The sequence below is a fragment of the Phaeobacter italicus genome, from assembly GCF_001258055.1.
Taxonomy (GTDB): domain Bacteria; phylum Pseudomonadota; class Alphaproteobacteria; order Rhodobacterales; family Rhodobacteraceae; genus Phaeobacter; species Phaeobacter italicus.
Genome location: NZ_CVRM01000001.1, coordinates 1 through 23011, shown reverse-complemented (window position 1 = coordinate 23011; position 23011 = coordinate 1). Strand labels below are relative to the sequence as shown.

Sequence of the window (23011 nt, the reverse complement as noted above, 5' to 3'; positions counted from 1 at the left end):
AACGGATAGGACCAGTTTGTCGCGGCAGATGGGCAGAGGTCAACCGTGCGCGCCAGGATCTGTCGGTGCGCCGTGGCGGCGTGGCCAGCCCGCGACAGATGCCGGATTTGACCGCAGGCTTCGCGATTTCACATTTTCGTGATAGTCTGACGTTCGGGCCATTGTGCGGCCCGCCGTCGCCACCGTCTGGCACGGATCTGCTGGCGCAGCCGGGGGGGCATAAGCGCGCAGATCATCTTGCGACCAGATGTTTCGGGGCCAGCCCATGTTGGGCGCAGGTCCAAGGCGCGCGGCTTGTCGGGGGTTATTTGGAGTAACGATTGTGACTGTTTCCATTTTCAAAGGCGCGGCGCAGGCCGCGCTGGCTGTGATGCTGTGCGCAGGATTGGCCGGGCAAAGCCTGGCCCAGGGGGCAGGCGTCACCGAGAGCGCAGGGCAGAGCCGGGCGTCTTGGCATGGCGGCCTGCTGGCCACCTCTCTTGCCTATTCCGAAACCATGCTGGATCGCCAATCTCATGTGACGGACAAGATCGCTGTTGCGCTGCGCGCGCGCCAGTCCGGTTTGTTGGGGATCAATCAGCTGACGTTCGGTGGGCGGGTGTTAGGCACGGTAATCCACGAGAGCACGAACACGCCGGGGAAATTCCCGATCCTGTCCCGCCTGCCACCCACCCACACCAGCGGCATCTCGGACAGTTATGGGGTCATCAACGACATCACGTTGAATGTGACCGCAACGACGCCCCTGCTGACGGCGTTTGTGCAGGGCGAATACACCGAGGTGGAATACCCCGGTCAAAATGAGATCCAGCTCCGCAAGGCCTGGCTCGCGATTGGGGATCTGGACCGCGCGCCTTTCTATCTGGCGGTGGGGCGCAAGACGGTGAACTTTGGCAATTTTGAGAGCTACGCCCCTTTTTCGCATACCCATAACGCGCATTATTTCTGGGCCCAGACCAAGGATCCCCTGATCGAAATCGGCTATCTGAGCGAGCGGACCGATGTCGCCCTGTCCATCATCCGCAATCACCGCGGCAACAGGGTGATTTCCAGCCCCTCGAACGATGGCTCTTTTACCAACTATGCGGTGAATGCCGCCCACCGCATGTCGCTGGGCAATGGCATGCAGCTGCGCCTGGGGGCGGGGTATCTGCGTGGAACGATCTATGACAGCCGCATCGCCCATCATCCGCCGGGAATTGGGGTGGATCGCGGCTGGAACGGGGCATGGGATGTGAATGCAACGCTCAGCGGGGCGCGGTTTGATCTGATGGCAGAGTTCACCCAGACCACCGACCGCTGGCCTGCCACCGACCACAAGGTGAGCGCGCTGACCCTACAGGGGCGTTATCGGGGCGCCTTTCTTGGGCGGCCTGCGACCTATTCGCTTTCGACCAGCCACGGCAATCAGGGGGGCTCTGGCACCGAATGGGAGAGCATGACCCAAGTGATCCTCGGGCTTGAGGTGGATGTGGCCCCCAATGTGACACTGGGGGCAGAGTATATGTTCAACGACGGATTTGTGCCCCTGATCATGCCGACGGTGACGGGGGATGCCAGCGTGCAGTCCCACAGTGTGATCCTGGGCGCGCGGCTTACGTTCTGAGGGGCTGATCACGCTGTTGTGCAGGGCGCGCGACGGGGGTGTTCCTGCGTGGTCTGGCCGTGTATCCGGTCGGGGTCTGATGCGTTCTGCACCAAGAAACAGGAGAAACCACAATGGGCAGCAAGACCCTGACCTGCCTCAGCTGTGCACAGCTGAACCGTGTGCCCTATGACCGGCTGGCGGCGAATCCCAAATGCGGCAGCTGCGGGGCTGCGCTTGTGCCTGCCGGGCCAGTGGATGTGGATCCTGCGATCCTGCAAAAGGCCGCGGCGCAGGATGACCTGCCGCTGGTGGTGGATTTCTGGGCGCCATGGTGTGGTCCCTGCAAGATGATGGGGCCGGAATTTGCCAAGGCCGCCAAGGCCCTGAAGGGCGAGGTGCGTCTGGTCAAGCTGAACACCCAAAGCCATCAATCCACTGGCGCGCGCTACCGGATCCGGGGGATACCGACGATGGTGCGTTTCATGCGTGGCAAGGAACACAAACGCCAGTCAGGCGCGCTGCGTGCGGGGCAGATCATTTCCTGGGCCAAGGGATAGCCCCCAAGAGGCGACCGGTTTGGCCTGATGGGGCGATGGTGACTTGCGCAGTCGCCGGGGCTGCTTGGTGGCGAAACGCGGCGCAGGCTGCGACGTCAGCCTGGCCCGTCAGCGATGACGCGACACAGGGATGGGTTGTGCGGGGCCGGGGCGCAGCTGTAGCAGGATCAGGATCGTCAGGACCGCACCAAAGGTGCCCACCAGCGGATACAGCATGATGGCAGCCCACACGGGCAGACCATACACCGCGGGAGCCACAAAAACGCAGATCAGGCCAAGAATGGTGCCAACGATGATACCGAGCCAGGCCATATCTTCCCTTCCGTCAGAACCAGATCAGGGCGCACCGACATGCGGGCGCGCCCGGTTGCGGTGATCAAGGCAGCAAAGCCTGCATCACACAAGGAGAGGGTAGGTCGAATTGTCTTGAAAACAGGTAAACGCGCCACAGGTTTTGCGCGGCGTTGTCCTGTGCTGATGCGGACGGCTGCCGGCTATTTCCGACGGGGGCTGCGGCTGGGGTTACAGACAGCCATGACTACGCAGGTGCAGATGGTGCCGAGGAATGCGCCCAATCCGCAATAAAGCAGGAACAATCCCCAGATCGACAGGCCGTAGACGGCATGAGCCAGCGCGACGACCATCATCGCCACGCCGGAACTGAATATCATTGCCAACCACGCCATACCGGCTCCTCGTACACATGTTACCGAGTTGAGCCGAAATAGACCTTTTGATCAAGTCTTTAAGGGGTCGGAAATACCGCCACTGTTGCAGTTTTTGCCGCTTTTGCCGAAGCTTGCGGCACTCTGCGCGCGGGCTGCCGCACCGCCGGGCGGATCTTGACCCGCGCGGTGTCTTGCCGGGGCGTGCCCGGCTGGATTTGATCAGCCATCCGGCTTTGAGATGAGGCAAAGCGCAAAAGCGCAGCGCGGGTCTTGCGATGGGCCCACAAGAGAACGATGGCCAGTATCGCAGAGGGCACGCCAATCAGCGGGTAAAGAAGCAGGCTCATCCCGAAAGACAGGCCAATCAGAGTATAGCCGATCACCGCCGCATTCAGCCCGCCGATCACACCCACAAGAATACCGATTGCTGCCATGCCATGCCCTTTCTGTGGCTTGCCGCTGGGCAGAAGGCCCCGGCAAGATCTTAGGATAAGGTTAATTTTGGCCAAATTATGCCGAACCCGTGGCAGCGCCGGGATAGGGGCAGGGTGCGTGCGGCAGCGGCACGGCCCGCGCCTGACCTTCCCCCCGGGAAGGCGCATTCGCACCTCCCCAAGGTCAGGTGCGGGCCTTGTGTTGAGGCAACCTCAAAGCATGTCGCTATTAGGGCTAACGTAAGTCCTGACGCATGGCAGCTTTCAATGCATCAGTAGTTTGCTTGCGTTCCATTGAGCCTGGTACTGTTTCTTGCCACATCTTCAGAAGTGAAAACACTTTTGCAGATGCAACGAGTTCTGCACGAAGCACCCAGTGGCCAACGTCGAAAAGCGATGTTTCAGAGAAGTTGTCGTTTTCTTGTCTTACCCAAGATTCAAGAAGGCCAATGTAGGCCTCCTTTCGCTCTTGAAATGAGCGGTTTTTGTCTGGGCACGCAGAGACAACCAGCTTTGCACGACTGCTGTCACCACGGAACCCAGACCAAAGGCTCCCAAAAGTGGGAACCAATCCGTCACCGCACAAACTTCTTGTGCTTCAGCCGCTTGGGCTCAAGTGCGTCGGGACCCAGGCGGCGTTTCTTGTCTTCCTCATAGTCCTCGAAGTTGCCCTCGAACCACTCCACATGGGCGTCGCCTTCAAAGGCGAGGATGTGGGTACAGATCCGGTCGAGGAAGAAACGATCGTGCGAGATCACCACGGCGCAGCCTGCGAAATCGACCAGCGCGTCTTCCAGTGCACGCAGGGTTTCCACGTCCAGGTCGTTGGTCGGTTCGTCAAGCAGGAGAACGTTGCCGCCCTCTTTCAGCAGGCGCGCCATGTGGACGCGGTTGCGTTCACCGCCGGACAGCAGCGACAGTTTCTTCTGCTGGTCGCCGCCCTTGAAGTTGAACGACGAGCAATAGGCGCGGGAATTGACCTGCGCGTCGCCCAGCTGGATGATCTCGGCTCCGCCAGAGATGGCCTCCCAAACGGTGTCGTTGTCATTCAGGTCGTCGCGCGACTGATCCACGTAGGACAGTTTGACGGTGTCGCCATATTCAACCGAGCCGCTGTCGGGCTGTTCCTGGCCGGTCAGCATTTTGAACAGGGTCGATTTACCGGCGCCGTTGGGGCCGATCACGCCGACGATGCCGCCGGGGGGCAGATCAAAGGACAGGCCTTCGACCAGCTGTTTGTCGCCATAGTGCTTGGAGAGGTTTTCGACCGCGATCACCTTGGAGCCCAGACGCGGGCCGTTGGGAATGACGATCTGGGCGCGACCGACCTTTTCGCGTTCGGACTGGCTGGCCATTTCGTTGTAGGCGGCGATACGGGCCTTGGATTTCGCCTGACGGGCCTTTTGACCCTGGCGCATCCATTCCAGTTCGCGCTCCAGCGTTTTCTGCTTGGCTTTGTCTTCGCGCGCTTCCTGCTCCAGACGTTTGGCTTTCTGCTCCAGCCAGCTGGAATAGTTGCCCTCGTAAGGAATGCCACGGCCGCGGTCCAGTTCCAGAATCCAGCCGGTGATGTCATCGAGGAAATAGCGGTCGTGGGTCACGCAGAGGATGGTGCCCTTGTAGTCGATCAGGTGCTGCTGCAGCCAGGCGATGGTCTCGGCGTCCAGGTGGTTGGTCGGTTCGTCAAGGAGCAGCATGTCAGGGGCTTCGAGAAGCAGCTTGCACAGCGCCACGCGGCGCTTTTCCCCGCCCGAGAGATCGGCGATCTTGGCGTCATCCGGCGGGCAGCGCAGCGCCTCCATCGAGACATCCACCTGGCTGTCCAGATCCCACAGGTTGTCCGCGTCGATGGCGTCCTGCAGGGCGGTCATCTCTTCCATCAGCTCGTCGGTGTAGTTTTCGGCCATTTCAACCGCGATCTGGTTGAACCGGTCGACCTTGTCCTTCTTTTCCTTGACGCCAAGCATGACGTTTTCACGCACGCTCAGGCTCTCGTCGAGCTGGGGCTCCTGCGGCAGATAGCCAACTTTGGCGCCTTCCGCGGCCCAGGCTTCACCGGTGAAGTCCTTGTCGAGACCGGCCATGATCTTCATCAGCGTCGATTTACCGGCGCCGTTGACGCCGACGACACCGATTTTCACACCGGGGAGAAAGGACAGGTGGATGTTTTCAAAGCATTTCTTGCCACCGGGATAGGTCTTGGAGACCCCCTGCATGTGGTAGACGTACTGATAGGCGGCCATGTGACTGCTCCGTGATGGGGGAATTTCGCTGGCGGGAGTGATAGCGGATGGGGCGGGCCGGGGCAATGCGGGATGAAAGGCCTGCGCGAGGGGGCATCCGTTCACCGGCTGTGCAGCCTTGGTGCGTCGACGGCTGCACCGGGTGGTGCCGTTCGCGTGTTTTCAGAACGGACGCTGCCACCGCATTGGGGCGTGGCGCCCAGCGGCACGCCCCGCGCCTGACCTTCCCCCCGGGAAGGCGCTTCACGCCTCCCCAAGGTCAGGCGGCGGCATGTGGTCCGAGCTGTTTCGGGCGTGTATGTAATTTCAGAATTTAAGTTTCAGAAATATCAAAAGCTTCGACATACGCATTTATAAGGGAGCGAGGAGTCGCGCGATGGTAAGACGATGCAATCATATTGAAATCTTTGGAATAGTATTGCTGCAAATGCCTGTGATGGTCTTTCTGGAAAAAGCAGAGCAGCCATGCTATCGAGTGCGGCTCATTGCTAGTGAATGCTTCGGCGCCTGTTTCTAGGCAAAGGGCGCTGAATATTTCCTGGGGATCTTCGGTTTCGTCTTTAATCGTGTTAAAGACTTTGGGACGCAGCGCGTTGAGCACAAGCAGGCCAGATACTAGTGATCTATCAATCTTTCCGTCGATAGAGTTTTCTACAGTCCAATCTGGCGTCGTTGCTACCAAAGTGCAGAGCTTATTTAGACCTCTCAGGGAAATTTCATAGTGGTCCTCAATTCTCTCAATATATGCGATAACGTCTTTTGAAAAGAAAGCTTGGCTAAGCTCCAAGAGGTCTAACTGGGTCTTTAGATAGAATGATTTCTGGGCAGCGCTGTTTTCCCAGCTTCGGAGTGGAAACCGCTGAACAATTGAGATAAACTTCTGCAGGTACATTGCTGCGTCGATCCCGCTCCCATACCGCGCCCGGACGGAGTTCTGTAGCTCCTTCAAATTTACCCCCAGCACGAAATGCACGCCGGGGACGTTGAAGAAGTGCTTGATGATTTCCAGCAGTGACAGGGCATAGTCGGGGCGACACCGGTCCAGCTCATCTATGACGACAACCAATTTGCGGGTGGGGGTCCCCTCCTGCAGCTCAGGATCGTCTTCCGCCTGTTCTTTTGTGGCAGGTTCCGTCAGTTCGGTCAGCACCTCGCGGAACGCCGACATGGCAACGATCTTGGCCCGCTGCTCTCTCCAGAAGACTTCAGACGCTTCATTGCCTATGCCGCTGTCTATCAACGTTTTGACCTCATCTTCGGCGGTGGCGACGCCTTTCTGAGAGGCTTCTTCGAGGTCCTTACCGAACTCTTCCAGACATTCCTCGCCAACCAGCTTCTTTGCGTAGTGCCCCGCCACAGAAACGCCGATCTTGGCGGAGGATTTACCCAGCACCCAGCCAAACTTCTTTAGCTTTTGAACGCGGCTTTCACGCTCGGCGGACGGCAGCTTTTTATCTCTTTCGAAACGTTCGGCAATCGCGCCGGTCAGCGCAATCAGCGGGTCGTCCAGAAAATCATGCTCGAAGGCATCGAAATAGACGGTCTGGGTGGTGTTCTCCTTCCGCTTCAGGTGCTCACCCACCCAGCATTTCAGAAAGAACGACTTGCCCGACCCCCAGGCGCCATCCAGCGCGATGACCATTGGATCGTCGATGCGCTCCACCAGATCCGAGAGTTTGTCGCCGGTGGCTTTGCGGTCAAGCTGGTCGTGATCGGCAAAGCCATCGTTGTAGAGGTTAATCTTCGGTTCGGGCACAGTCAGGCGCATGAGGTGGTCCAATTTAATCAATCAATGCGTGTACTGAACTCCTTACGCTGTGGAATGACAAGTGGGAGCGCCTTGCGTTCAACAGCTGATTGATCTTGCCGGGAAACTGTGCACATCAATGCTGCCATGATGATGGGGTTGCCACATATTCGCGCGGGTATGACCGTGGGGCTGTTGGGCGGGTCGTTTGATCCGCCGCATCAGGGCCATCGCGCCATCAGCCTTGCGGCGCTGCGCCGGTTTGGGCTGGATCATCTGGTCTGGCTGGTGTCGCCCGGCAACCCGCTGAAGCCGCGCCCGCCTGCGCCGCTCCGGCGTCGGATTGCAGCGGCTGAGGCGCTGATGGACCATCCCAAAGTGTCGATCAGCGGGATCGAGGCAGAGTGGGGGACGCGCTACACTGCTGAAACCCTGCGAAAGCTGCGCCACCGCCATCCGGGGGTGCGTTTTGTCTGGCTGATGGGGGCTGACAATCTGGCCGATTTTCACCGCTGGAAGGATTGGCAGCAGATCCTTGATACCGTGCCCGTGGGGGTGCTGGCGCGGCCTGGCGACAGGATTTCGGCGCGCCTGTCTCCGGCGGCGCGGCTTTATGCACCCTATCGGTTGAAGGGCGGGCAAAGCCGTCTGCTCGCTCAGGCTACGGCCCCGGCATGGTGTTTCGTGAATGTCCCGATGGTCAATGTCAGCTCTACCGAGATCCGCGCGCGGGGAGAGTGGGGAGAGGCCTGAACGATCTGGCTAGCGGCGCAGACGCGCAGAGGTCAGGCCGGCACCAATCACCACCGCAAGGCCAACCCAGGTGAGCGCATCAGGCCATTGATCAAAGACCAGCCACCCCAGCGAGACGGCGGCAATCAGCTGGAAGTAGACCAGAGGCGCCAGACGCGAGGCCGGTGCCCGGGCGTAGGCAAACAGCAGCAGCAGGTTGCCCAGCATCGAAAACCCGGCGCTGCCAAAGGTGAGGGCCGCGGCCTCGGCAGAGGGCATCGGCAATGAGGCAAGCCCCAGGGGCAGGGTAAGAAGCGCGCTGATCGACAGTTGCGTCAGGCTCAGCTCCAGCGGGCTGCCCAGATGCGACAGCCAGCGCGACGTGGTGAGGAAGCCGCCATAAAACACCCCGGCCATGACCGCCCAGATCAGATTGGACGAGCCGCCAAACCCCGGTCGGACCACCAATAAAACACCGCAAAATCCAAGCGCCATCAACAGGCTGCGCGCCAGTGTGGCGGGCTCTCGCAGCAGGAAAACCGACAGGACATAGCTGACGATCGGCCCCACGAAAAAGGCTGCGAACACATTGGCCAGGGGTTCGGTGCGTAGGGCCATCTGGATCGAAACGATCCCGCCACTCAACAGCGCGGCGCGCAACCACAGCCGGCGGTCCAGCAACAAGGGATAGGCCCGGCGCGGCACAAAGGGCGCCACCAGAAGGGTGCCGATTGCAAAGCGCGACCATGCCACGAAGCCGGGGGTGGCTGCCCCGCTGGAAGTGAGAAGCTTGCCACAAAGGTCCCCGGCAGGGATCATTGACATGGCGACAAACATGATCATCACTGCTCTCACCATTGCGCCAGCGGTAGCAGGCGGGTGCGGGGTTGAACAGGGGCTCTTTGGTCTTGTGCCGCCACGCTGGGCCAGTGTCATCCCGTCGGCCCAGTGTGATCCTTTCACCGGGGGAGTGCATGGGCCTGTTGCCAGCCGGGTCAAACCGTATTTTGATATTTGCAGAACCGTAAGACGTTCATGAGACAGTTGCAGACATGATTTCACGCCGCCTTTTTCTTCAATCCGGACTTGCCGCGCTCGCGGGCAGCTCGGCGCTGGCCAACGCGCCTGCGGTATCGTTGCGCCCGGTTGCACGTGATCCGGCCAGCCTGATCACGGCAGGCGGTGGGCTCAAGGGGGTTCTGGCCCGCGCTGGTCTGAGCGGAGAGGTCGCCTGTGCGGTTGCGGATGCAAAGACGGGGCTTAGGCTGGAAGCAGAGGGCGCGCAGACGCCGCTGCCACCGGCCAGTGTCGCCAAGGCGCTGACCGCGCTTTATGCGCTCGACACGCTTGGTCGCGATCATCGGTTTGTGACGCAGCTGGTGGCCACCGGCAGTCTGAGCGGGGGGGTGCTGAACGGCGATCTGGTTCTGGTGGGCGGCGGGGATCCGATGCTCAATACCGATGATCTGGCGCGTCTGGCGAAATCGCTGAAATCGGCGGGTGTGCGCGAGGTGCGAGGCAGCTTTCGCTATTTTGAGGGCGCGCTGCCACAGATCCGCAGCATCGATCCCGATCAGCCCGATCATGTCGGCTACAGCCCGGCCATTTCCGGCCTCGCGCTGAACTACAATCGGGTGCATTTCGAATGGAAACGCGCGGGGCAGGGCTGGTCAGTCACGATGGATGCGCGCACGGACAAATATCGCCCCGAGGTGGCGATGGCGCAGATGAAGGTCGCGCAGCGCAGCCTGCCAGTCTACTCCTACGCGGATCGCAAGGGCGCCGATCAGTGGACCGTTGCAAGTGGGGCATTGGGCAAGGGCGGCTCGCGGTGGTTGCCGGTGCGCAAGCCCGGTGCCTATGCGGCGGATGTGCTGCGCACCATGCTGCGGGCCAATGGCGTTGCGGTCAGTGCGCCGAAAGCGGCAAAATCCAGCCCGGGCGGCAAGGTTCTGGCCCATCACAGCAGCCCGCCACTGGATGTGATGCTGAAGGCGACGCTGAAATACTCCAACAACCTGATGGCCGAGATGATCGGTCTTGCGGCGACGCAGGCACGGGGCGGGCGCCCCAATAGCCTGCGGGCCTCGGCGGCAGAGATGAACCGCTGGGCGGCGGCGACCTACGGGCTGAAACAGGCCCAGCTGGTGGATCATTCCGGCCTGGGAGAGGACTCGCGCATTACCCCCAACGACATGGTGACGGCACTGGTCACGGCCCACCGCAAGGGACAGCTGAAGCCGTTGCTGAAGGGGTTTCCCTTGCGCGACAGCAACGGCAAGGTGTTGAAAAACCACCCGATCAAGGTCACGGCCAAGACCGGCACGCTGAATTTTGTCTCTGGGTTGGGGGGCTTCATGACGGCGGCTGACGGAACCGAGCTGGTCTTTGCGATCTTCACCGCCGACAAACGCGCGCGCGCCGCCATCTCGCGGGCAGAGCGGGAACGCCCCAAGGGCGCCAAAAGCTGGAACCGCCGCGCCAAACAGCTACAGCAGTCGTTGATCGAACGGTGGAGCCGGGTTTACGGCAGCTGATCCCGTGCAAGAACACAGGCGCGGCCGAGGCTACGGCCTGTAGGTCAACCGTCTGCCATGGCGTGGACCCATATCTCTGCCTGCGGCTCATGCGGGGCGCGGGTGCCGTCGGTGACAGCCCCCAGCCGCCTTGCCACGGCCTGCGAGCGCAGATTGTCGTGATCAATATAGCTGTAGAGCTGGTCCAGCCCCAGATCCCTGGAGGCCCATGTCCTCACGGCCATGGCGGCTTCGGTGGCAAATCCCTGTCCCTCGGACCCTTCAAACAGATGCCAGGCCAGCTCGACCTCGGGCCAGTTGGAGTGTTTGATCAGACCGACACGGCCGACAGGTTCGCCGCTCTCCCGCAGTGTCACGGTGAAAAAGCCAAACCCATGCCATTGCCAGTGACCGACGCCGGTCAGGAACCCGAACCAGGCCTGATCTGCGGTAACTGTCTCACCCTGCGCAACCATTGACGGGGCGCTGGTCATGAACCGGGTAAAGGCGGGCAGGTCGCCGCGCTCAGGCCCGCGCAGGACCAGCCGCGATGTTGTCAGCCTGGGGGCGGTGGTGAGCGCTGTCATACCAGCCTGTCCCGGTCGGTCCGCCCCCCTGTCACATCAGACCATGTGACGTGCGCGGGCGCCGCGTTCGATGGCGGCGGCGTGCAGGCGGTCGATGTTCAGCTCATAGCGGATCTCTTCCAGCAGGCGCAGCTCTGATTCGGTGAGGCTGCCATCTGCTGCGGCGACGTCACAGGCCAGCGCATAAGCGGTTTCAAACAGGCGCTCCGGCAGATCCTCGCGGATCAGACCAAACAGGGCATCCAGGCCGTCTTCCTGCTCGAACAGATCAAACACCATCTGCGAGGTCCGGTTGACGCGGTCGATGTCATAGTCGGCAAAGACCGGCAGCATATTCACGGCGGACTGGATTTTGACCAATTCGGCGGTGCGGATATCCTCATCCGACGCCGAGACTGCGACCATCAGCGCAACGAGGCAGTCCTGCGGGGTGAGCGGATGGGCGGTTTGGGCGTTCATGGTTTTGTCCAGTATCTTCAAGGGCTACGCATCAGAGAATAGGCATCGCTCTGGCCCCGATCAACGGGCAATGCGGAATTGCGCCGACAGCGACCTGTGGTCTGGCGCGGCTGGCGCCTTTGGGATCCGGCGAAATCCCTGCAGAAAAGCGTGTAAAACAGGCGCCAAGTGGCAACATCAGAGCTGCTGTTTCTTGACAGTTGGCAGGCCCTCACCATAGGTACGGCCGACCGGGCACATGGGGTGCCCGGCCAATGTTTGACACCTGACCCACATGACTGCCACGGATGGCGTCACAGGTAGAAACACCACGGCCGGTGCGCACTCCGGCCGCCGATGGAGAGAAAAATGTCTGATCTGCGCGAAGAAGCTCTGAAGAGCAAAGCCTGGCCGTTTGAAGAAGCCCGCCGGGTTCTCAAACGTTATGCCAAGGGCGCGCCGGAGAAGGGCTATGTTCTGTTTGAAACCGGCTATGGCCCGTCGGGCCTGCCGCATATCGGCACCTTTGGCGAGGTGGCCCGCACCACCATGATCAAGAAGGCCTTTGAGGTCATCTCGGATATCCCGACCAAGCTGATCTGTTTTTCGGACGATCTGGATGGCATGCGCAAGGTGCCGGGCAATGTGCCCAACCCAGAGAGCCTGCATGAGCACCTGCAAAAGCCGTTGACCTCGGTGCCGGATCCGTTTGGCGAATACGAGAGCTTTGGCCATCACAACAACGCCATGCTGCGCCGCTTCCTCGATACCTTTGGCTTTGAGTATGAATTCTACTCGGCAAAGGAGTTCTATGAATCCGGCCAGTTCGACGAGGTGCTGAAACGCGCGGTCGATAAATACGATGACGTCATGGCGATCATGCTGAAGTCTCTGCGCGAAGAGCGCCGCCAGACCTATTCGATCTTCCTGCCGATCCACCCGGAAACCGGCCGCGTTCTTTACGTGCCGATGAAGAAGGTCTGCGCCGAAACCTACACCGTCACCTTCGACGATGAGGACGGCCGCGAATGGACCCTGCCGGTCACTGGTGGCAATGTGAAGCTGCAGTGGAAGCCGGATTTCGGTGCCCGTTGGGCCGCGCTGGGCGTCGATTTTGAGATGTACGGCAAGGACCACTCCACCAACACGCCGATCTATGACGGCATCTGCCGGGTGCTGGGCCACCGCGCGCCGGAGCATTTCACCTATGAATTGTTTCTGGATGCCAACGGCCAGAAGATCTCCAAGACCTCCGGTAACGGCATCTCGATCGACGAATGGCTGACCTATGCCTCGACCGAGAGCCTGGCGTATTTCATGTACCAAAAGCCCAAGACCGCAAAGCGGATGCATTTCGATGTGATCCCCAAAGCGGTGGATGAATACCACCAGCAGCTGCGTGCCTATCACGGGCAGGATCTGAAGGCGCAGCTGAACAACCCGGTCTGGCACATCCACGCTGGTGACGTGCCGCAGTCGGATATGGTGGTGCCGTTCTCGATGCTGTTGAACCTCGCCTCTGCCTCCAGCGCTGAGGACAAGGAAACCATGTGGGGCTTCATCAACAAATATGCCCCCGACGCGACACCGGAAACCCATCCGGGCATGGATCAGGCGGCTGGCTTTGCGGTTGCCTATTTCAACGACTTCGTGAAACCGGCCAAGGAATACCGTCTGCCCACCGATCAGGAGCGCGCGGCGCTGAGCGATCTGGCAGATGCGTTGAAATCGGCGGACGCGGCGCTGGCAGCGATTGCCAAGAAGAACGAGATTGCAGGCAACGACGACCCGCTGCCCGAAGCCGATTTCGCGGACGAGGAATTCCTGCAGTCCGTCGTCTTTGCCATCGGCAAGATCCACGGGTTCGAGCCGCTGCGCGCCTGGTTCTCGGCCATCTATGAGGTGCTGTTGGGCGCGTCCCAAGGCCCGCGTTTCGGCGGTTTCATTGCGCTTTACGGTGTTGAGGATACCATCAAGCTGATTGATCAGGCTCTGGCGGGTGAACTGGTCTGAGGATCCGTTTGCAGCTGGTGAATATCTGGAAAGGGCGCCCTGTCAGGTGCCCTTTTTTCATGTGGTTTCGGGGCGTTAAATTGGCGTGAATTGACGGCTATCCTTGCTGGCCTAGCTGATTTCCCATCAAGGGAGATCTGAGATGCGCAAGTTGATGTTGACGAGTATCTGTGTCGCGGTGCTGGCCTTTCCTGCCGTCGGCCGCAGTCAGGAGACAAGCGGGCAGGGGGCAATCACAGGCGTGATAGCCAGCCAGATCGACGCCTTTCTGAGACAGGATGTCGACGCGGCCTTTGAATTTGCCTCTCCCAATATCCGGGGGCTTTTTGGTTCATCCGAGCGGTTTGGCGCGATGGTGCAGTCTGGCTATCCAATGGTTTGGCAGCCACAGGAGGTGCGATATCTGGCCTTGCGCAACGTTGCGGGGCGGCTTTGGCAGCGGGTGATGATCACGGATGCAGAGGGGCGCGTGCACCTCCTTGACTATCAGATGGTTGAGACCGGAAAAGGCTGGAAGATCAACGCTGTGCAGCTCCTGACCGGAGATGCGGAAGCCGCGTGATGCATACCCTGCGAACGCTATGCTGAGAGTGCGTTAAAATCGCTCTGATACACCATTTCGTCGAACCGGGCTTTTGGCCCCCCGTGCCGATATCGGCGGTTTTTCGAAAGGGTGAGAGATGAACAAAGCGATTACCGACGGCGTGCAGCTGATGCCCCCGCAATTTGCACTGGGCCTGTCCAACTGGTCGAGCGGCAACGGCACGCCCGGATCAGACAGCTATCAGGGTGCGGCCAATGCGGCGTTTGTTGCCGCCGACAGCGATTTTGGCGGCTGTCTTGAGCTGCAGAAAACCACAAGCCTGCAAAAGTTGCGCAGCATGATCCAGACGCCTCTGATCCCCGGTTGCTATTTGCAGGTGCGCGCGCGGATCAAGGTGCTGAGCGGGGCGTTGCCGAGCGTCCGGATCGCAGCCTGGGCCGGGGCCAGCGGTGGTGGCCATCTCGGCGGCGTTGTGGAAACGGGGGCTGCAACCAGTCTCTCCACCTATGGCGAGGTTGTTGAAATCAGCGCTATCATCGGCACCGGGCTGCGGGGCGGGGTGGATATGGCCTGGGGGCGCGAGGCGGGGTTTGCGCATGTCGGGCTTGATCTTACGGGGCCAAACGGTGGGGTTGTGCGGATCGACGATATCGTGGTCGAGGACGTGACGGGCGTTTTTCTGCGCGACATGATCAGTCTGGTGGATGTAACAGATTTTGGCGCGGTGGGCGATGGCAGCACCGACAATACCGCCGCGTTTGAGGCCGCAGATGCAGCGGCGGCGGGGCGGCGCATTCTGATCCCCGCGGGAGAGTTCTATCTCGCGGACACCGTGACGCTGACCCATCCGGTTGAGGTGCAGGGCACGGTGCGCATGCCGACCAATCGTATGCTTTTGCTGACCCGCAGCTTTGATTTCCCGACCTACGCCGCAATTTTCGGAGAGGAAGAGCTGGGGTTCAAGAAGGCGTTTCAGGCCCTGCTGAACAACGCGGATCATGAATCGCTCGATCTTTGTGGCCGAAAGGTCCGGCTGAGCGGGCCAGTGGACATGCAGGCGGCGGTTCCCAACAAGACCAGCTATGCCACGCGGCGTGTGATCCGCAATGGCCAGCTGGAGGCGGCGAGCTCTGCCGCGTGGGACACGGACGTGATGAGCGCGCAGGCCAGCTATAGTGCCAGCAATAGCCGCAAACTGACCAACGTGGCCAATATCGCCAATATTCCGGTAGGCGCGCTGGTCGAGGGGGCCGGGGTTGGCCGCGAGATCTATGTGCGGGACAAGAATATTGGCGCGCAGGAGCTGACATTGACGGCACCGCTGTTTGATGCAGAGGGCACACAGGTATTCACCTTCCGTGATTTCAAATACATGCTGGATTTCAGCGGGTTCAGCGCGCTGAGCAAATTTGGCATGACAGAGGTCGAATTGCAGTGCGAAGGGCGGTGCAGTGCGCTTCGGCTTGCGCCTGCGGGGACGGTGTTCAGCCTGGATCACTGCTTTATCTCACGGCCCAAGGACCGGGGTATCACCTCGATCGGGTCGGGGTGTCAGGGGATGTTGGTGGACAATTGCCAGTTCCTCTCTGACGAAGAGCCGCTTGATGTGGCAGACCGCACCTCTATCGCGCTGAATGTAAACGCAAATGACGCCAAATTGCGCAACAACCGGGCGACAAAGTTCCGCCATTTTGCGCTGCTTGGCGGGCAGAACCAGACCGTGACGGGCAATCATTTCTTTCAGGGCGATACCATTGCCGATGGCATCCGGACTGCCGGGTTGATCCTGACCAGCACCAACTGCGCGTCTACTGTGTCGGACAACTACATCGACAACTGTTTTGTGGAGTGGACCAACGAACGCGATGCGCGGCCTGACTTCAGCTCTGGCTTTTCCTTCAGCGCCTTGTCGATCACGGACAATGTGTTCCTGAGCGGCGATGTCGCGCCCTGGTTCAGCTATATCGTCGTGAAACCCTTTGGTAGCGGGCATTTCCTGAACGGGATGACGGTGTCAGGCAACAAATTCCGCTCTATCAACGGCAGTATCGAGCGGGCGGAGCGGGTGGACACCAGCTTTGCCGATCTGGATTTCAGCCGTACCCGTGACGTGTTTTATGAGGGTAACACCTACCACAATGTCTCTGCCGCGGTGGCCAATCCGCTGCGGGTTGAACATGTGCAGGGCAGTGTTGCCCGTGACTGGACGGTTGACACCGAGGATCTGCTGCCGTTTCGCGGACAGGCCCGCGGGGTGGACGCGATCATCGCACTTGGCCCGATCGAAGTCAGCGGCGGAGCTGATCGTCATGCCCTGCCTCATGCGACGCTTCGGGTTGGCAGCCGCCGCGATCAGGTTCGTCTGACCTGGCCAGAGGCGGTGCGCGGCACCGTGCAGTTGACGGTGCGGGTGGACCGCTGAGCCGGGTGATCGGGCTAGAACCTGTGCCACAGCGCCAGCTTCACCCCAAGCGAGCGCGCCCCACCGGCGCGCTTGTGCTCTATGCCAAGAAGCAGTTCCTGGCTGGCCGAGAACTTATCTGGTCCAAGAGGGATGCGGAGGCTGGGGGTGATGCTGGTGGCGGATCCGGCGCTGCCCTTGCTGGTTTCGATCTGCAACAGCGGTGCCAGCTGGCCGGGACGGTTGAGCCCGAGGGTCGCGTCCAGTTTCCATGTCGTTTCAAGGCCCATGCTGCGCCATTCATGGGCCAGATCAAGCGCCATCCATCCAGACAGGTCACGACCCGCCAGATCGGCCTGAAACCCGCGCCCAAACGACAGGGTGAGCCGCTGCATCGCAAGCCAACGCCCCTCGCGTTGGTTGGTGCCCAGGGCCAGCTCTGCTGCCACATGGGTTTTGCCCAGCTGGGGCAGGGGGGAGCGCAGGAACAGCAGGGCATGCGCATCACCGCCGCGCAGGACATTCAGGTCCACCCCAAGGGTCCAGCGGGCATTCAGCCCGTATTCGCCGTAATATCCCAGCTCTACCGGCAGGTCGCGACCGGTACCAAGCCCCTGAAGCGCAATCAGATCCTTGCGATAGACGATATGGGTTGCGGCAAATCCCTTTCCCTCCTGCTGCATCCACGCCCCGGCCATCGCAGGCCCCGGCCCAAGGGTCAGCGCCAGCAGGACGATCAGCAATCGGGTCAGACAGGTCAGCCTACGGTGTTGCATTAAATACACCTAGGGTTGAGTAAAATTTAGTCAAATCTCGAAATGAATGTGTCCGCAAAGCGGACTCCCTGACGCCAAAGCGCGAAAAATCCTGCGGGATTTGGAAAACCGGCGTAGGCTGAAAAGACACAAAAGGGAGAACGCCATGCCGACGATCACCACCAACAGCGAAACCCAGACTGTGATCACCACTTTTGAAATGACACCGGGCACCTGTCAGGATCTTCTGGATGCGCTGACAGAGGCCTACGCGGAGTTCATCTCGCATCAGCCGGGGTTCATTGCAGCGGGGCTGCATGTGAATGACGCACAGACCCGGATTGCCAATTATTCCCAGTGGCGCAGGCGTGAGGATTTCATGGCGATGTTGCGCAGCGAGGAGATGCGCAAACGCAACCGCAAGATCAACGAACTGTGCCGGAGTTTTGAGCCGGTCATGTATGAGGTCGCTGCAACCTTTTGATCCGTACAGCGTTTCCCGTTTAGGGCCCATGATCTCGATCAAGGCATCCTGCGTCTTGTGGGCGCAGGATGTGGGGGAGGGCAAAACCGCCAGAGGAGACCCGCGATGTACAAGAATATCCTGATCCCGATTTCGTTTGATCCCGACCGCGACGTCAGCGCGCCGATGAAGCTCGCCGGGTTGCTGTCTGCTCCGGATGCAAAGGTCACGCTGTTGCATGTGATCGAACAGATCCCCGCCTATGCGATTTCCTATGTTCCTGCAGACTACCTGTCTGGTGCGCGCACTGCGGTTCAGGCGGAACTGGACGGGCTGGCCAAAACGCTGCCCAATGCCGAAGGCGTGCTGATCGAGGGCCATTCAGGTCGCTCCATTCTGGATTGGGCGGATAGCCACAATCCGGATCTGATCATTATCGCCTCGCACCGACCGGGCATGCAGGATCTGCTTTTGGGCTCGACCGCATCGCAGGTGGTGCGCCACGCCAACTGCGCGGTGCATGTGGTGCGCTGACACCGCAGATTGGTCCTTGGTGGCGGGATTGTGCCGATGCACGGCAAGGTGCGGCACGTCCTGCCCTTGCGTCAGCGGTCCCGCGTTCCCAAATCCTCAGCACAGCGTGTTTTGAGGAGAGAGATATGCAATGTCCAATTGATGGAACCCAGCTGGTAATGACCGACCGCGCCGGGGTGGAAATTGACTACTGCCCCAAGTGCCGGGGTGTCTGGCTGGATCGGGGCGAATTGGACAAGATCATCGAACGCTCTGCCGTGCCTGCCGCACCACAACCCGCCCGCGCCGAGCCGCGCCAGCAGGATTACCGCGAAGACAGCCACGGCGGATATCGCGACTATTCCGAGAAACGGTACAAAAAGAAAAAGCGCGGTGGTTTTTTGGAAGACCTGTTTGATTTTTGAATTCCCGGACGAAATTCTGGGTGGGCGATTGGGAAAGCAAAAAAACGGCCTCGCAATATGATATTGCGAGGCCGTTTTGTTGTTTAGAGCATTTTTTGCTGATTAGATCCGCGCGGCGCCTCCGCGGGGACCTGCGACCAGCCAGGCGATGAGGCCGATCACCGGCAGCAGGAGAATAACCAAGGTCCAGATCAGCTTAGCGGCAGTGGATGCGCCGGATGTCAGGACCTGATAAATCGCATAAATATCTGCAATCAGGATGATAAGTCCAAGAATACTATAACCCATTTCTACTCTCCATTTCTGCGTGTCTGACAGATAAACGGAAATGTGCGGCAAATTGTTCCGGAGAAAAAATTGGGAACAAATCCGCTTGACAGGCCGTTTCCTTTTCGACGCACCGAGCTGGTGTCTGCTGATTGAAAGGAGCCACGTCATGAAAACGACTTCTGCTGTTATTCTTGGTATTGTTGCCGTAATCGCCCTGGGTTTTGCCATGTACATGGTCGATGTCGACCAGACCGAAGAGGCAAGCCTGCCTGATGTTGATGTCACCGTTGAGGGGGGCAATCTCCCCGAATTTGACGCAGAGGTCGGTTCTGTGACCGTGACCGAAGAAACCGCCACCGTGCCGGTCCCGGATGTGGATGTGACCATGGAAGAGGCAGAGGTTTCTGTGCCGGGTCTGGAAATCACTCCGCCGGAAGACGCTGATGACGAGAAGGTTGCTGAATCCAACTAATCCCAGGGATTTGGCGCGAAAAAGCCCCCTCCGACCGGAGGGGGCTTTTTTATGCGATACTACGTGATGGAGCCCTGGGAGAGGGCCGCTGGGTGGCAGGGCCGGTCTATTGCCGGGGGAATTCCCCTGCCTCAGGAGAATTTCTTCTGCGACTTGCCCCGATAGGCCCGTGTCCCGGCCTTGCCTGCGGTCGAACGGCCGCGGGATTTGACGGCGTCTGCGGCGGCGGCTTCGACGGCAGACTGGCGTGCCAGCGGATCATCCGAGACCGCCAGATCCACCGCTTCAAGGCGCTTGACCTCATCCCGCAGACGGGCGGCTTCCTCGAACTCCAGGTTTTCGGCGGCCTTGCGCATCTGCTCACGCAGACCGGCAAGATGCGCCTCCAGGTTGGCGCCATGCATTGGCTTGTCGATGGTGGCGGTGACGCGGTTCATGTCCACATCGCCCTCGTAGAGCCCGGCAAGCACATCCTCCACGTTCTTTTTGACGGTGGCGGGGGTGATGCCGTGTTCTTCGTTATAGGCGATCTGTTTTTCCCGGCGGCGGTTGGTTTCGTTCAACGCCCGTTCCATCGAACCGGTGATCCGGTCAGCGTACATGATCACACGGCCGTCGGCGTTGCGGGCGGCGCGACCGATGGTCTGGATCAAAGAGGTCTCAGACCGCAGGAAGCCTTCCTTGTCGGCGTCCAGAATGGCCACCAGTCCGCATTCGGGAATATCCAGACCTTCGCGCAGGAGGTTGATGCCGATAAGCACGTCAAAGGCGCCAAGGCGCAGGTCGCGCAGGATTTCGATCCGCTCCAGCGTGTCGATGTCAGAGTGCATGTAACGGACCTTGATGCCCTGTTCATGCATGTATTCGGTCAGATCCTCGGCCATGCGTTTGGTCAGGGTCGTGACCAATGTCCGGAAGCCGTTTTCTGTGACCTTGCGCACCTCATCAAGCAGGTCATCGACCTGCATGTCGACCGGGCGGATCTCGACCTCCGGGTCCAGAAGACCAGTGGGGCGAATGACCTGTTCCGCAAAGACGCCGCCGGATTGTTCCATCTCCCAGGCTGCGGGCGTGGCGGAGACAAAAACCGACTGCGGGCGCATCGCGTCCCATTCCTCGAATTTCAGCGGGCGGTTGTCCATGCACGACGGCAGGCGGAAGCCATGTTCCGCCAGCGTGAATTTGCGCCGGTGGTCGCCGCGGTACATGCCGCCGATCTGCGGAACGGAGACGTGGCTTTCGTCGGCAAAGACAATCGCGTTGTCGGGGATGAATTCAAACAGGGTCGGGGGCGGCTCGCCGGGGGCGCGGCCCGTCAGATAACGCGAATAGTTTTCGATCCCGTTGCAGTGGCCTGTGGCCTCCAGCATTTCGATGTCAAAGTTGGTGCGCTGCTCAAGGCGTTGCGCCTCAAGGAGTTTTCCCTCTCCAACCAGGTGGTCGAGCCGCATCCTCAGCTCTTCCTTGATAGAAATCACCGCCTGTTTCAGTGTCGGTTTCGGCGTCACATAGTGAGAGTTCGCATAGACGCGGATCTGGTCAAATGTGCCGGTCCGCTCGCCTGTCAGGGGGTCGAATTCGGTGATGCCTTCCAGCTCTTCTCCAAAGAAGGACAGCCGCCAGGCACGGTCTTCGAGGTGAGCGGGGAAGATTTCAAGCGAGTCGCCGCGCACCCGGAAAGAGCCGCGTTGGAACGCCTGATCGTTGCGCTTGTACTGCTGGGCGACCAGGTCGGCCATGACCTGCCGCTGGTCGTATTCCTCGCCCACCTTCAGATCCTGCGTCATCGCCGAATAGGTCTCGACCGAGCCGATGCCGTAGATGCAGCTGACGGACGCGATGATGATCACGTCATCGCGTTCAAGCAGGGCGCGGGTCGCCGAGTGGCGCATCCGGTCGATCTGCTCGTTGATCTGGCTTTCCTTCTCGATATAGGTGTCCGAGCGCAGCACATAGGCCTCTGGCTGGTAGTAGTCGTAGAAGGAGACGAAGTATTCGACGGAGTTCTCCGGAAAGAAGCCTTTGAACTCGCCATAAAGCTGGGCCGCCAGTGTCTTGTTCGGGGCAAGGATGATGGCCGGGCGCTGGGTTTCCTCGATCACCTTGGCCATGGTGAAGGTCTTGCCGGTGCCGGTGGCGCCCAACAGAACCTGATCGCGCTCGCCGTCCTGAATGCCGCCTGCGAGTTCCTTGATTGCCGCTGGCTGATCACCTGCCGGGGCAAATTCGGTGTGCATCACGAATTTCTTGCCACCTTCCAGCTTGGGGCGCTGCTGGGGCGCGCGCTCTGCCATGGTGGGGGTGGACTTGTCAGAATGGGCATAGGGCATTCGGGGTCTCCTGCTAGGGGCAGTAGATGGTCTGTTTTTGTTCTTATTCAAGTGCGATTTGCTTCACAACCGCTGATGCCGCGGTGTGGTTGCCAGCATGAGGCGCAAAACAGGGGCAAAGTGGCGGATTTCCTGCCGAACCTGCGCAATCTGCGGCATTTGCCACCTTGCCCGGACCCGCTGTTCAGCGCATATAGTTGCCAAAGATTCACGAGGAGACTGCGATGCGAGCGCGGATTTATCGGCCAGCCAAGAACGCCATGACCTCTGGCATGGCAAAGACCCGGAAATGGGTTCTTGATTTCGTTCCTTCCAGCGCGCGGGAAGTAGATCCGCTGATGGGCTGGACGTCCTCCTCTGACACGCAGAGCCAGGTGCGCCTGCGCTTTGACACCAAGGAAGCGGCGCTGGAATACGCAGAGGCCCACGGGATCGACGCCGTGGTCAGCGAACCCAAAGTGCGCAAGGCCAATGTCCGCGCAGGCGGCTACGGCGAAAATTTCGCCACCAACCGCCGCGGTCCCTGGACCCACTGATCATGAGCGGGGCAGCCAAGACCGGGTTCGACATTCAGCGCGCCAGCGCCAGTGATCCCGAAGCCGCTGCCCTGATCCGCCGCCACCTTGACCAGATGGCGGCCCAGTCCCCCGAAGAGAGCTGCCATGCGCTGGACGGCAGCGGGCTTGATGCGCCGGATGTGGCGTTTTTCCTGCTGCGCAAGGATGGCAAGGCGATTGCCATGGGGGCGCTCAAAACCCTGCAGAATGATGGCTGCGAGCTGAAATCAATGCACACCGCCTCAGAAGCCCGCGGCACCGGGGCGGGCAAGGCCATGCTTGAGTTCCTGCTGGACCACGCCAGAGCAGAGGGCGCGCGCGCGATCTATCTGGAAACCGGCTCAACCTCCGATTTTGACCCAGCCCGAAAACTCTATGAGGGGTATGGGTTTGTCGAATGCGATCCGTTCGAAGGATACACATTCGACCCTTGGTCGCTCTTTATGCGCCTGGACCTTGATAGGGCGGCTTGACCCTCTCGCCGGTCCTGTCATAACTGGCGCCAGCGGTCCCTTAGCTCAACTGGATAGAGCAGCTGACTTCTAATCAGCAGGTTGAGGGTTCGAGTCCTTCAGGGATCGCCACTAACAGAAAAGACGTTTGGAAAATCAGTCACTTAGATGCGGATTTGGAACTCTGGCTCGCCGGAGTTGGAAATTCTGTTCCGGAAATGACCCGCCGCATGTCCGCTGATTTGCTATAATGTTGATTGTCACTGAGAACTGACCCGGTAGCCCTATAAATTGTCACTGAGAATT

At 60.1% G+C, this 23011-nt stretch carries 24 protein-coding genes and 1 tRNA gene; 14 read left to right on the top strand and 11 right to left on the bottom strand.

Annotated elements, in window-relative coordinates; genetic code table 11:
- The first annotated feature begins 322 nt into the window (after positions 1-322).
- Together NIT7645_RS00125 and trxC are read left to right on the top strand one after the other, a co-directional pair.
- On the top strand, positions 323-1606 hold the full coding sequence (locus NIT7645_RS00125) for a hypothetical protein (protein WP_008559646.1): 1284 nt from the start codon (positions 323-325) through the stop codon (positions 1604-1606).
- Positions 1607-1719: 113 nt separating this feature from the next.
- Positions 1720-2145, top strand: a complete 426-nt coding sequence (trxC, locus tag NIT7645_RS00120; RefSeq protein WP_008560417.1) for a thioredoxin TrxC — start codon at positions 1720-1722, stop codon at positions 2143-2145.
- Between the two features lie 108 nt (positions 2146-2253).
- On the opposite strand, the gene NIT7645_RS00115 is transcribed toward trxC, so the two are convergent.
- The 5 genes from NIT7645_RS00115 to NIT7645_RS00095 form a co-directional block, all read right to left on the bottom strand.
- Positions 2254-2457 (bottom strand): hypothetical protein, encoded by a 204-nt coding sequence (locus tag NIT7645_RS00115; protein WP_008560575.1) that lies wholly within the window; start codon positions 2455-2457, stop codon positions 2254-2256.
- 182 nt (positions 2458-2639) lie between these two features.
- Positions 2640-2816, bottom strand: coding sequence for a hypothetical protein (locus NIT7645_RS00110; protein ID WP_242656143.1), 177 nt, complete (start codon positions 2814-2816; stop codon positions 2640-2642).
- A 74-nt stretch (positions 2817-2890) separates the two neighbouring features.
- On the bottom strand, positions 2891-3247 hold the full coding sequence (locus tag NIT7645_RS00105; protein ID WP_008559023.1) for a hypothetical protein: 357 nt from the start codon (positions 3245-3247) through the stop codon (positions 2891-2893).
- 575 nt (positions 3248-3822) lie between these two features.
- Positions 3823-5490 carry an energy-dependent translational throttle protein EttA gene (gene ettA / locus NIT7645_RS00100; RefSeq protein WP_008562649.1) on the bottom strand — a complete coding sequence of 556 codons (1668 nt, stop codon included), beginning with the start codon at positions 5488-5490 and terminating at the stop codon, positions 3823-3825.
- Positions 5491-5803: 313 nt separating this feature from the next.
- Positions 5804-7258 carry a KAP family P-loop NTPase fold protein gene (locus tag NIT7645_RS00095; protein ID WP_008563203.1) on the bottom strand — a complete coding sequence of 485 codons (1455 nt, stop codon included), beginning with the start codon at positions 7256-7258 and terminating at the stop codon, positions 5804-5806.
- A gap of 126 nt (positions 7259-7384) precedes the next feature.
- On the opposite strand from NIT7645_RS00095, the gene NIT7645_RS00090 reads away from it, so the two are divergent.
- A complete protein-coding gene (locus NIT7645_RS00090; RefSeq protein ID WP_037302929.1) occupies positions 7385-7990 on the top strand; it encodes a nicotinate-nucleotide adenylyltransferase in 606 nt (201 codons plus the stop codon).
- Between the two features lie 9 nt (positions 7991-7999).
- Here NIT7645_RS00090 and NIT7645_RS00085 read toward each other — a convergent pair whose 3' ends face one another.
- Positions 8000-8806 carry a DMT family transporter gene (locus NIT7645_RS00085; RefSeq protein ID WP_008562489.1) on the bottom strand — a complete coding sequence of 269 codons (807 nt, stop codon included), beginning with the start codon at positions 8804-8806 and terminating at the stop codon, positions 8000-8002.
- 215 nt (positions 8807-9021) lie between these two features.
- Here NIT7645_RS00085 and dacB point away from each other — a divergent pair, with 215 nt between their 5' ends.
- Positions 9022-10506, top strand: a complete 1485-nt coding sequence (gene dacB / locus NIT7645_RS00080; RefSeq protein ID WP_008559345.1) for a D-alanyl-D-alanine carboxypeptidase/D-alanyl-D-alanine endopeptidase — start codon at positions 9022-9024, stop codon at positions 10504-10506.
- A 44-nt stretch (positions 10507-10550) separates the two neighbouring features.
- Here the strand turns inward: dacB and NIT7645_RS00075 are convergent, their stop codons facing one another.
- Both NIT7645_RS00075 and NIT7645_RS00070 read right to left on the bottom strand, forming a co-directional pair.
- Positions 10551-11072 carry a GNAT family N-acetyltransferase gene (locus NIT7645_RS00075; protein WP_008563276.1) on the bottom strand — a complete coding sequence of 174 codons (522 nt, stop codon included), beginning with the start codon at positions 11070-11072 and terminating at the stop codon, positions 10551-10553.
- A 36-nt stretch (positions 11073-11108) separates the two neighbouring features.
- Positions 11109-11531 (bottom strand): tellurite resistance TerB family protein, encoded by a 423-nt coding sequence (locus NIT7645_RS00070; protein WP_008562021.1) that lies wholly within the window; start codon positions 11529-11531, stop codon positions 11109-11111.
- A gap of 348 nt (positions 11532-11879) precedes the next feature.
- Between NIT7645_RS00070 and NIT7645_RS00065 the strand changes: the two genes are divergently transcribed.
- The 3 genes from NIT7645_RS00065 to NIT7645_RS00055 all read left to right on the top strand — a co-directional run bounded on the left by NIT7645_RS00065 (position 11880) and on the right by NIT7645_RS00055 (position 16489).
- Positions 11880-13523 carry a lysine--tRNA ligase gene (locus tag NIT7645_RS00065; protein WP_008559402.1) on the top strand — a complete coding sequence of 548 codons (1644 nt, stop codon included), beginning with the start codon at positions 11880-11882 and terminating at the stop codon, positions 13521-13523.
- A 142-nt stretch (positions 13524-13665) separates the two neighbouring features.
- Positions 13666-14085, top strand: a complete 420-nt coding sequence (locus NIT7645_RS00060; RefSeq protein ID WP_008563050.1) for a DUF4864 domain-containing protein — start codon at positions 13666-13668, stop codon at positions 14083-14085.
- A gap of 118 nt (positions 14086-14203) precedes the next feature.
- A complete protein-coding gene (locus NIT7645_RS00055) occupies positions 14204-16489 on the top strand; it encodes a glycosyl hydrolase family 28-related protein (protein ID WP_008561792.1) in 2286 nt (761 codons plus the stop codon).
- Positions 16490-16503: 14 nt separating this feature from the next.
- Here NIT7645_RS00055 and NIT7645_RS00050 read toward each other — a convergent pair whose 3' ends face one another.
- The gene (locus tag NIT7645_RS00050) at positions 16504-17244 is read right to left on the bottom strand and encodes a hypothetical protein (protein ID WP_008560117.1); all 741 of its coding nucleotides are present in this window, start codon (positions 17242-17244) and stop codon (positions 16504-16506) included.
- A 145-nt stretch (positions 17245-17389) separates the two neighbouring features.
- Here NIT7645_RS00050 and NIT7645_RS00045 point away from each other — a divergent pair, with 145 nt between their 5' ends.
- The 3 genes from NIT7645_RS00045 to NIT7645_RS00035 all read left to right on the top strand — a co-directional run bounded on the left by NIT7645_RS00045 (position 17390) and on the right by NIT7645_RS00035 (position 18624).
- Positions 17390-17707, top strand: coding sequence for an antibiotic biosynthesis monooxygenase family protein (locus NIT7645_RS00045; protein WP_008561234.1), 318 nt, complete (start codon positions 17390-17392; stop codon positions 17705-17707).
- 105 nt (positions 17708-17812) lie between these two features.
- Positions 17813-18220, top strand: a complete 408-nt coding sequence (locus NIT7645_RS00040; protein WP_008562719.1) for a universal stress protein — start codon at positions 17813-17815, stop codon at positions 18218-18220.
- 125 nt (positions 18221-18345) lie between these two features.
- Positions 18346-18624: a TFIIB-type zinc ribbon-containing protein gene (locus NIT7645_RS00035; protein ID WP_008563040.1), complete on the top strand. Its 279-nt coding sequence runs from the start codon at positions 18346-18348 to the stop codon at positions 18622-18624.
- Positions 18625-18726: 102 nt separating this feature from the next.
- Here NIT7645_RS00035 and NIT7645_RS00030 read toward each other — a convergent pair whose 3' ends face one another.
- Positions 18727-18912 (bottom strand): PLD nuclease N-terminal domain-containing protein, encoded by a 186-nt coding sequence (locus NIT7645_RS00030; RefSeq protein ID WP_008559408.1) that lies wholly within the window; start codon positions 18910-18912, stop codon positions 18727-18729.
- Positions 18913-19060: 148 nt separating this feature from the next.
- Between NIT7645_RS00030 and NIT7645_RS00025 the strand changes: the two genes are divergently transcribed.
- Entirely contained in the window at positions 19061-19366 is a 306-nt protein-coding gene (locus tag NIT7645_RS00025; RefSeq protein ID WP_008560171.1) for a hypothetical protein, read from the top strand.
- A gap of 131 nt (positions 19367-19497) precedes the next feature.
- On the opposite strand, the gene uvrB is transcribed toward NIT7645_RS00025, so the two are convergent.
- Positions 19498-21696 (bottom strand): excinuclease ABC subunit UvrB, encoded by a 2199-nt coding sequence (uvrB, locus tag NIT7645_RS00020; protein ID WP_050685750.1) that lies wholly within the window; start codon positions 21694-21696, stop codon positions 19498-19500.
- 224 nt (positions 21697-21920) lie between these two features.
- Here uvrB and NIT7645_RS00015 point away from each other — a divergent pair, with 224 nt between their 5' ends.
- From NIT7645_RS00015 to NIT7645_RS00005, 3 genes are all read left to right on the top strand, one after another.
- Complete coding sequence (locus NIT7645_RS00015; protein WP_046210927.1) at positions 21921-22232, top strand: ETC complex I subunit; 312 nt, start codon at positions 21921-21923, stop codon at positions 22230-22232.
- 2 nt (positions 22233-22234) lie between these two features.
- Positions 22235-22726: a GNAT family N-acetyltransferase gene (locus tag NIT7645_RS00010; protein WP_008559514.1), complete on the top strand. Its 492-nt coding sequence runs from the start codon at positions 22235-22237 to the stop codon at positions 22724-22726.
- Positions 22727-22760: 34 nt separating this feature from the next.
- Positions 22761-22837, top strand: a tRNA-Arg gene (locus tag NIT7645_RS00005).
- Positions 22838-23011 lie beyond the last annotated feature (174 nt).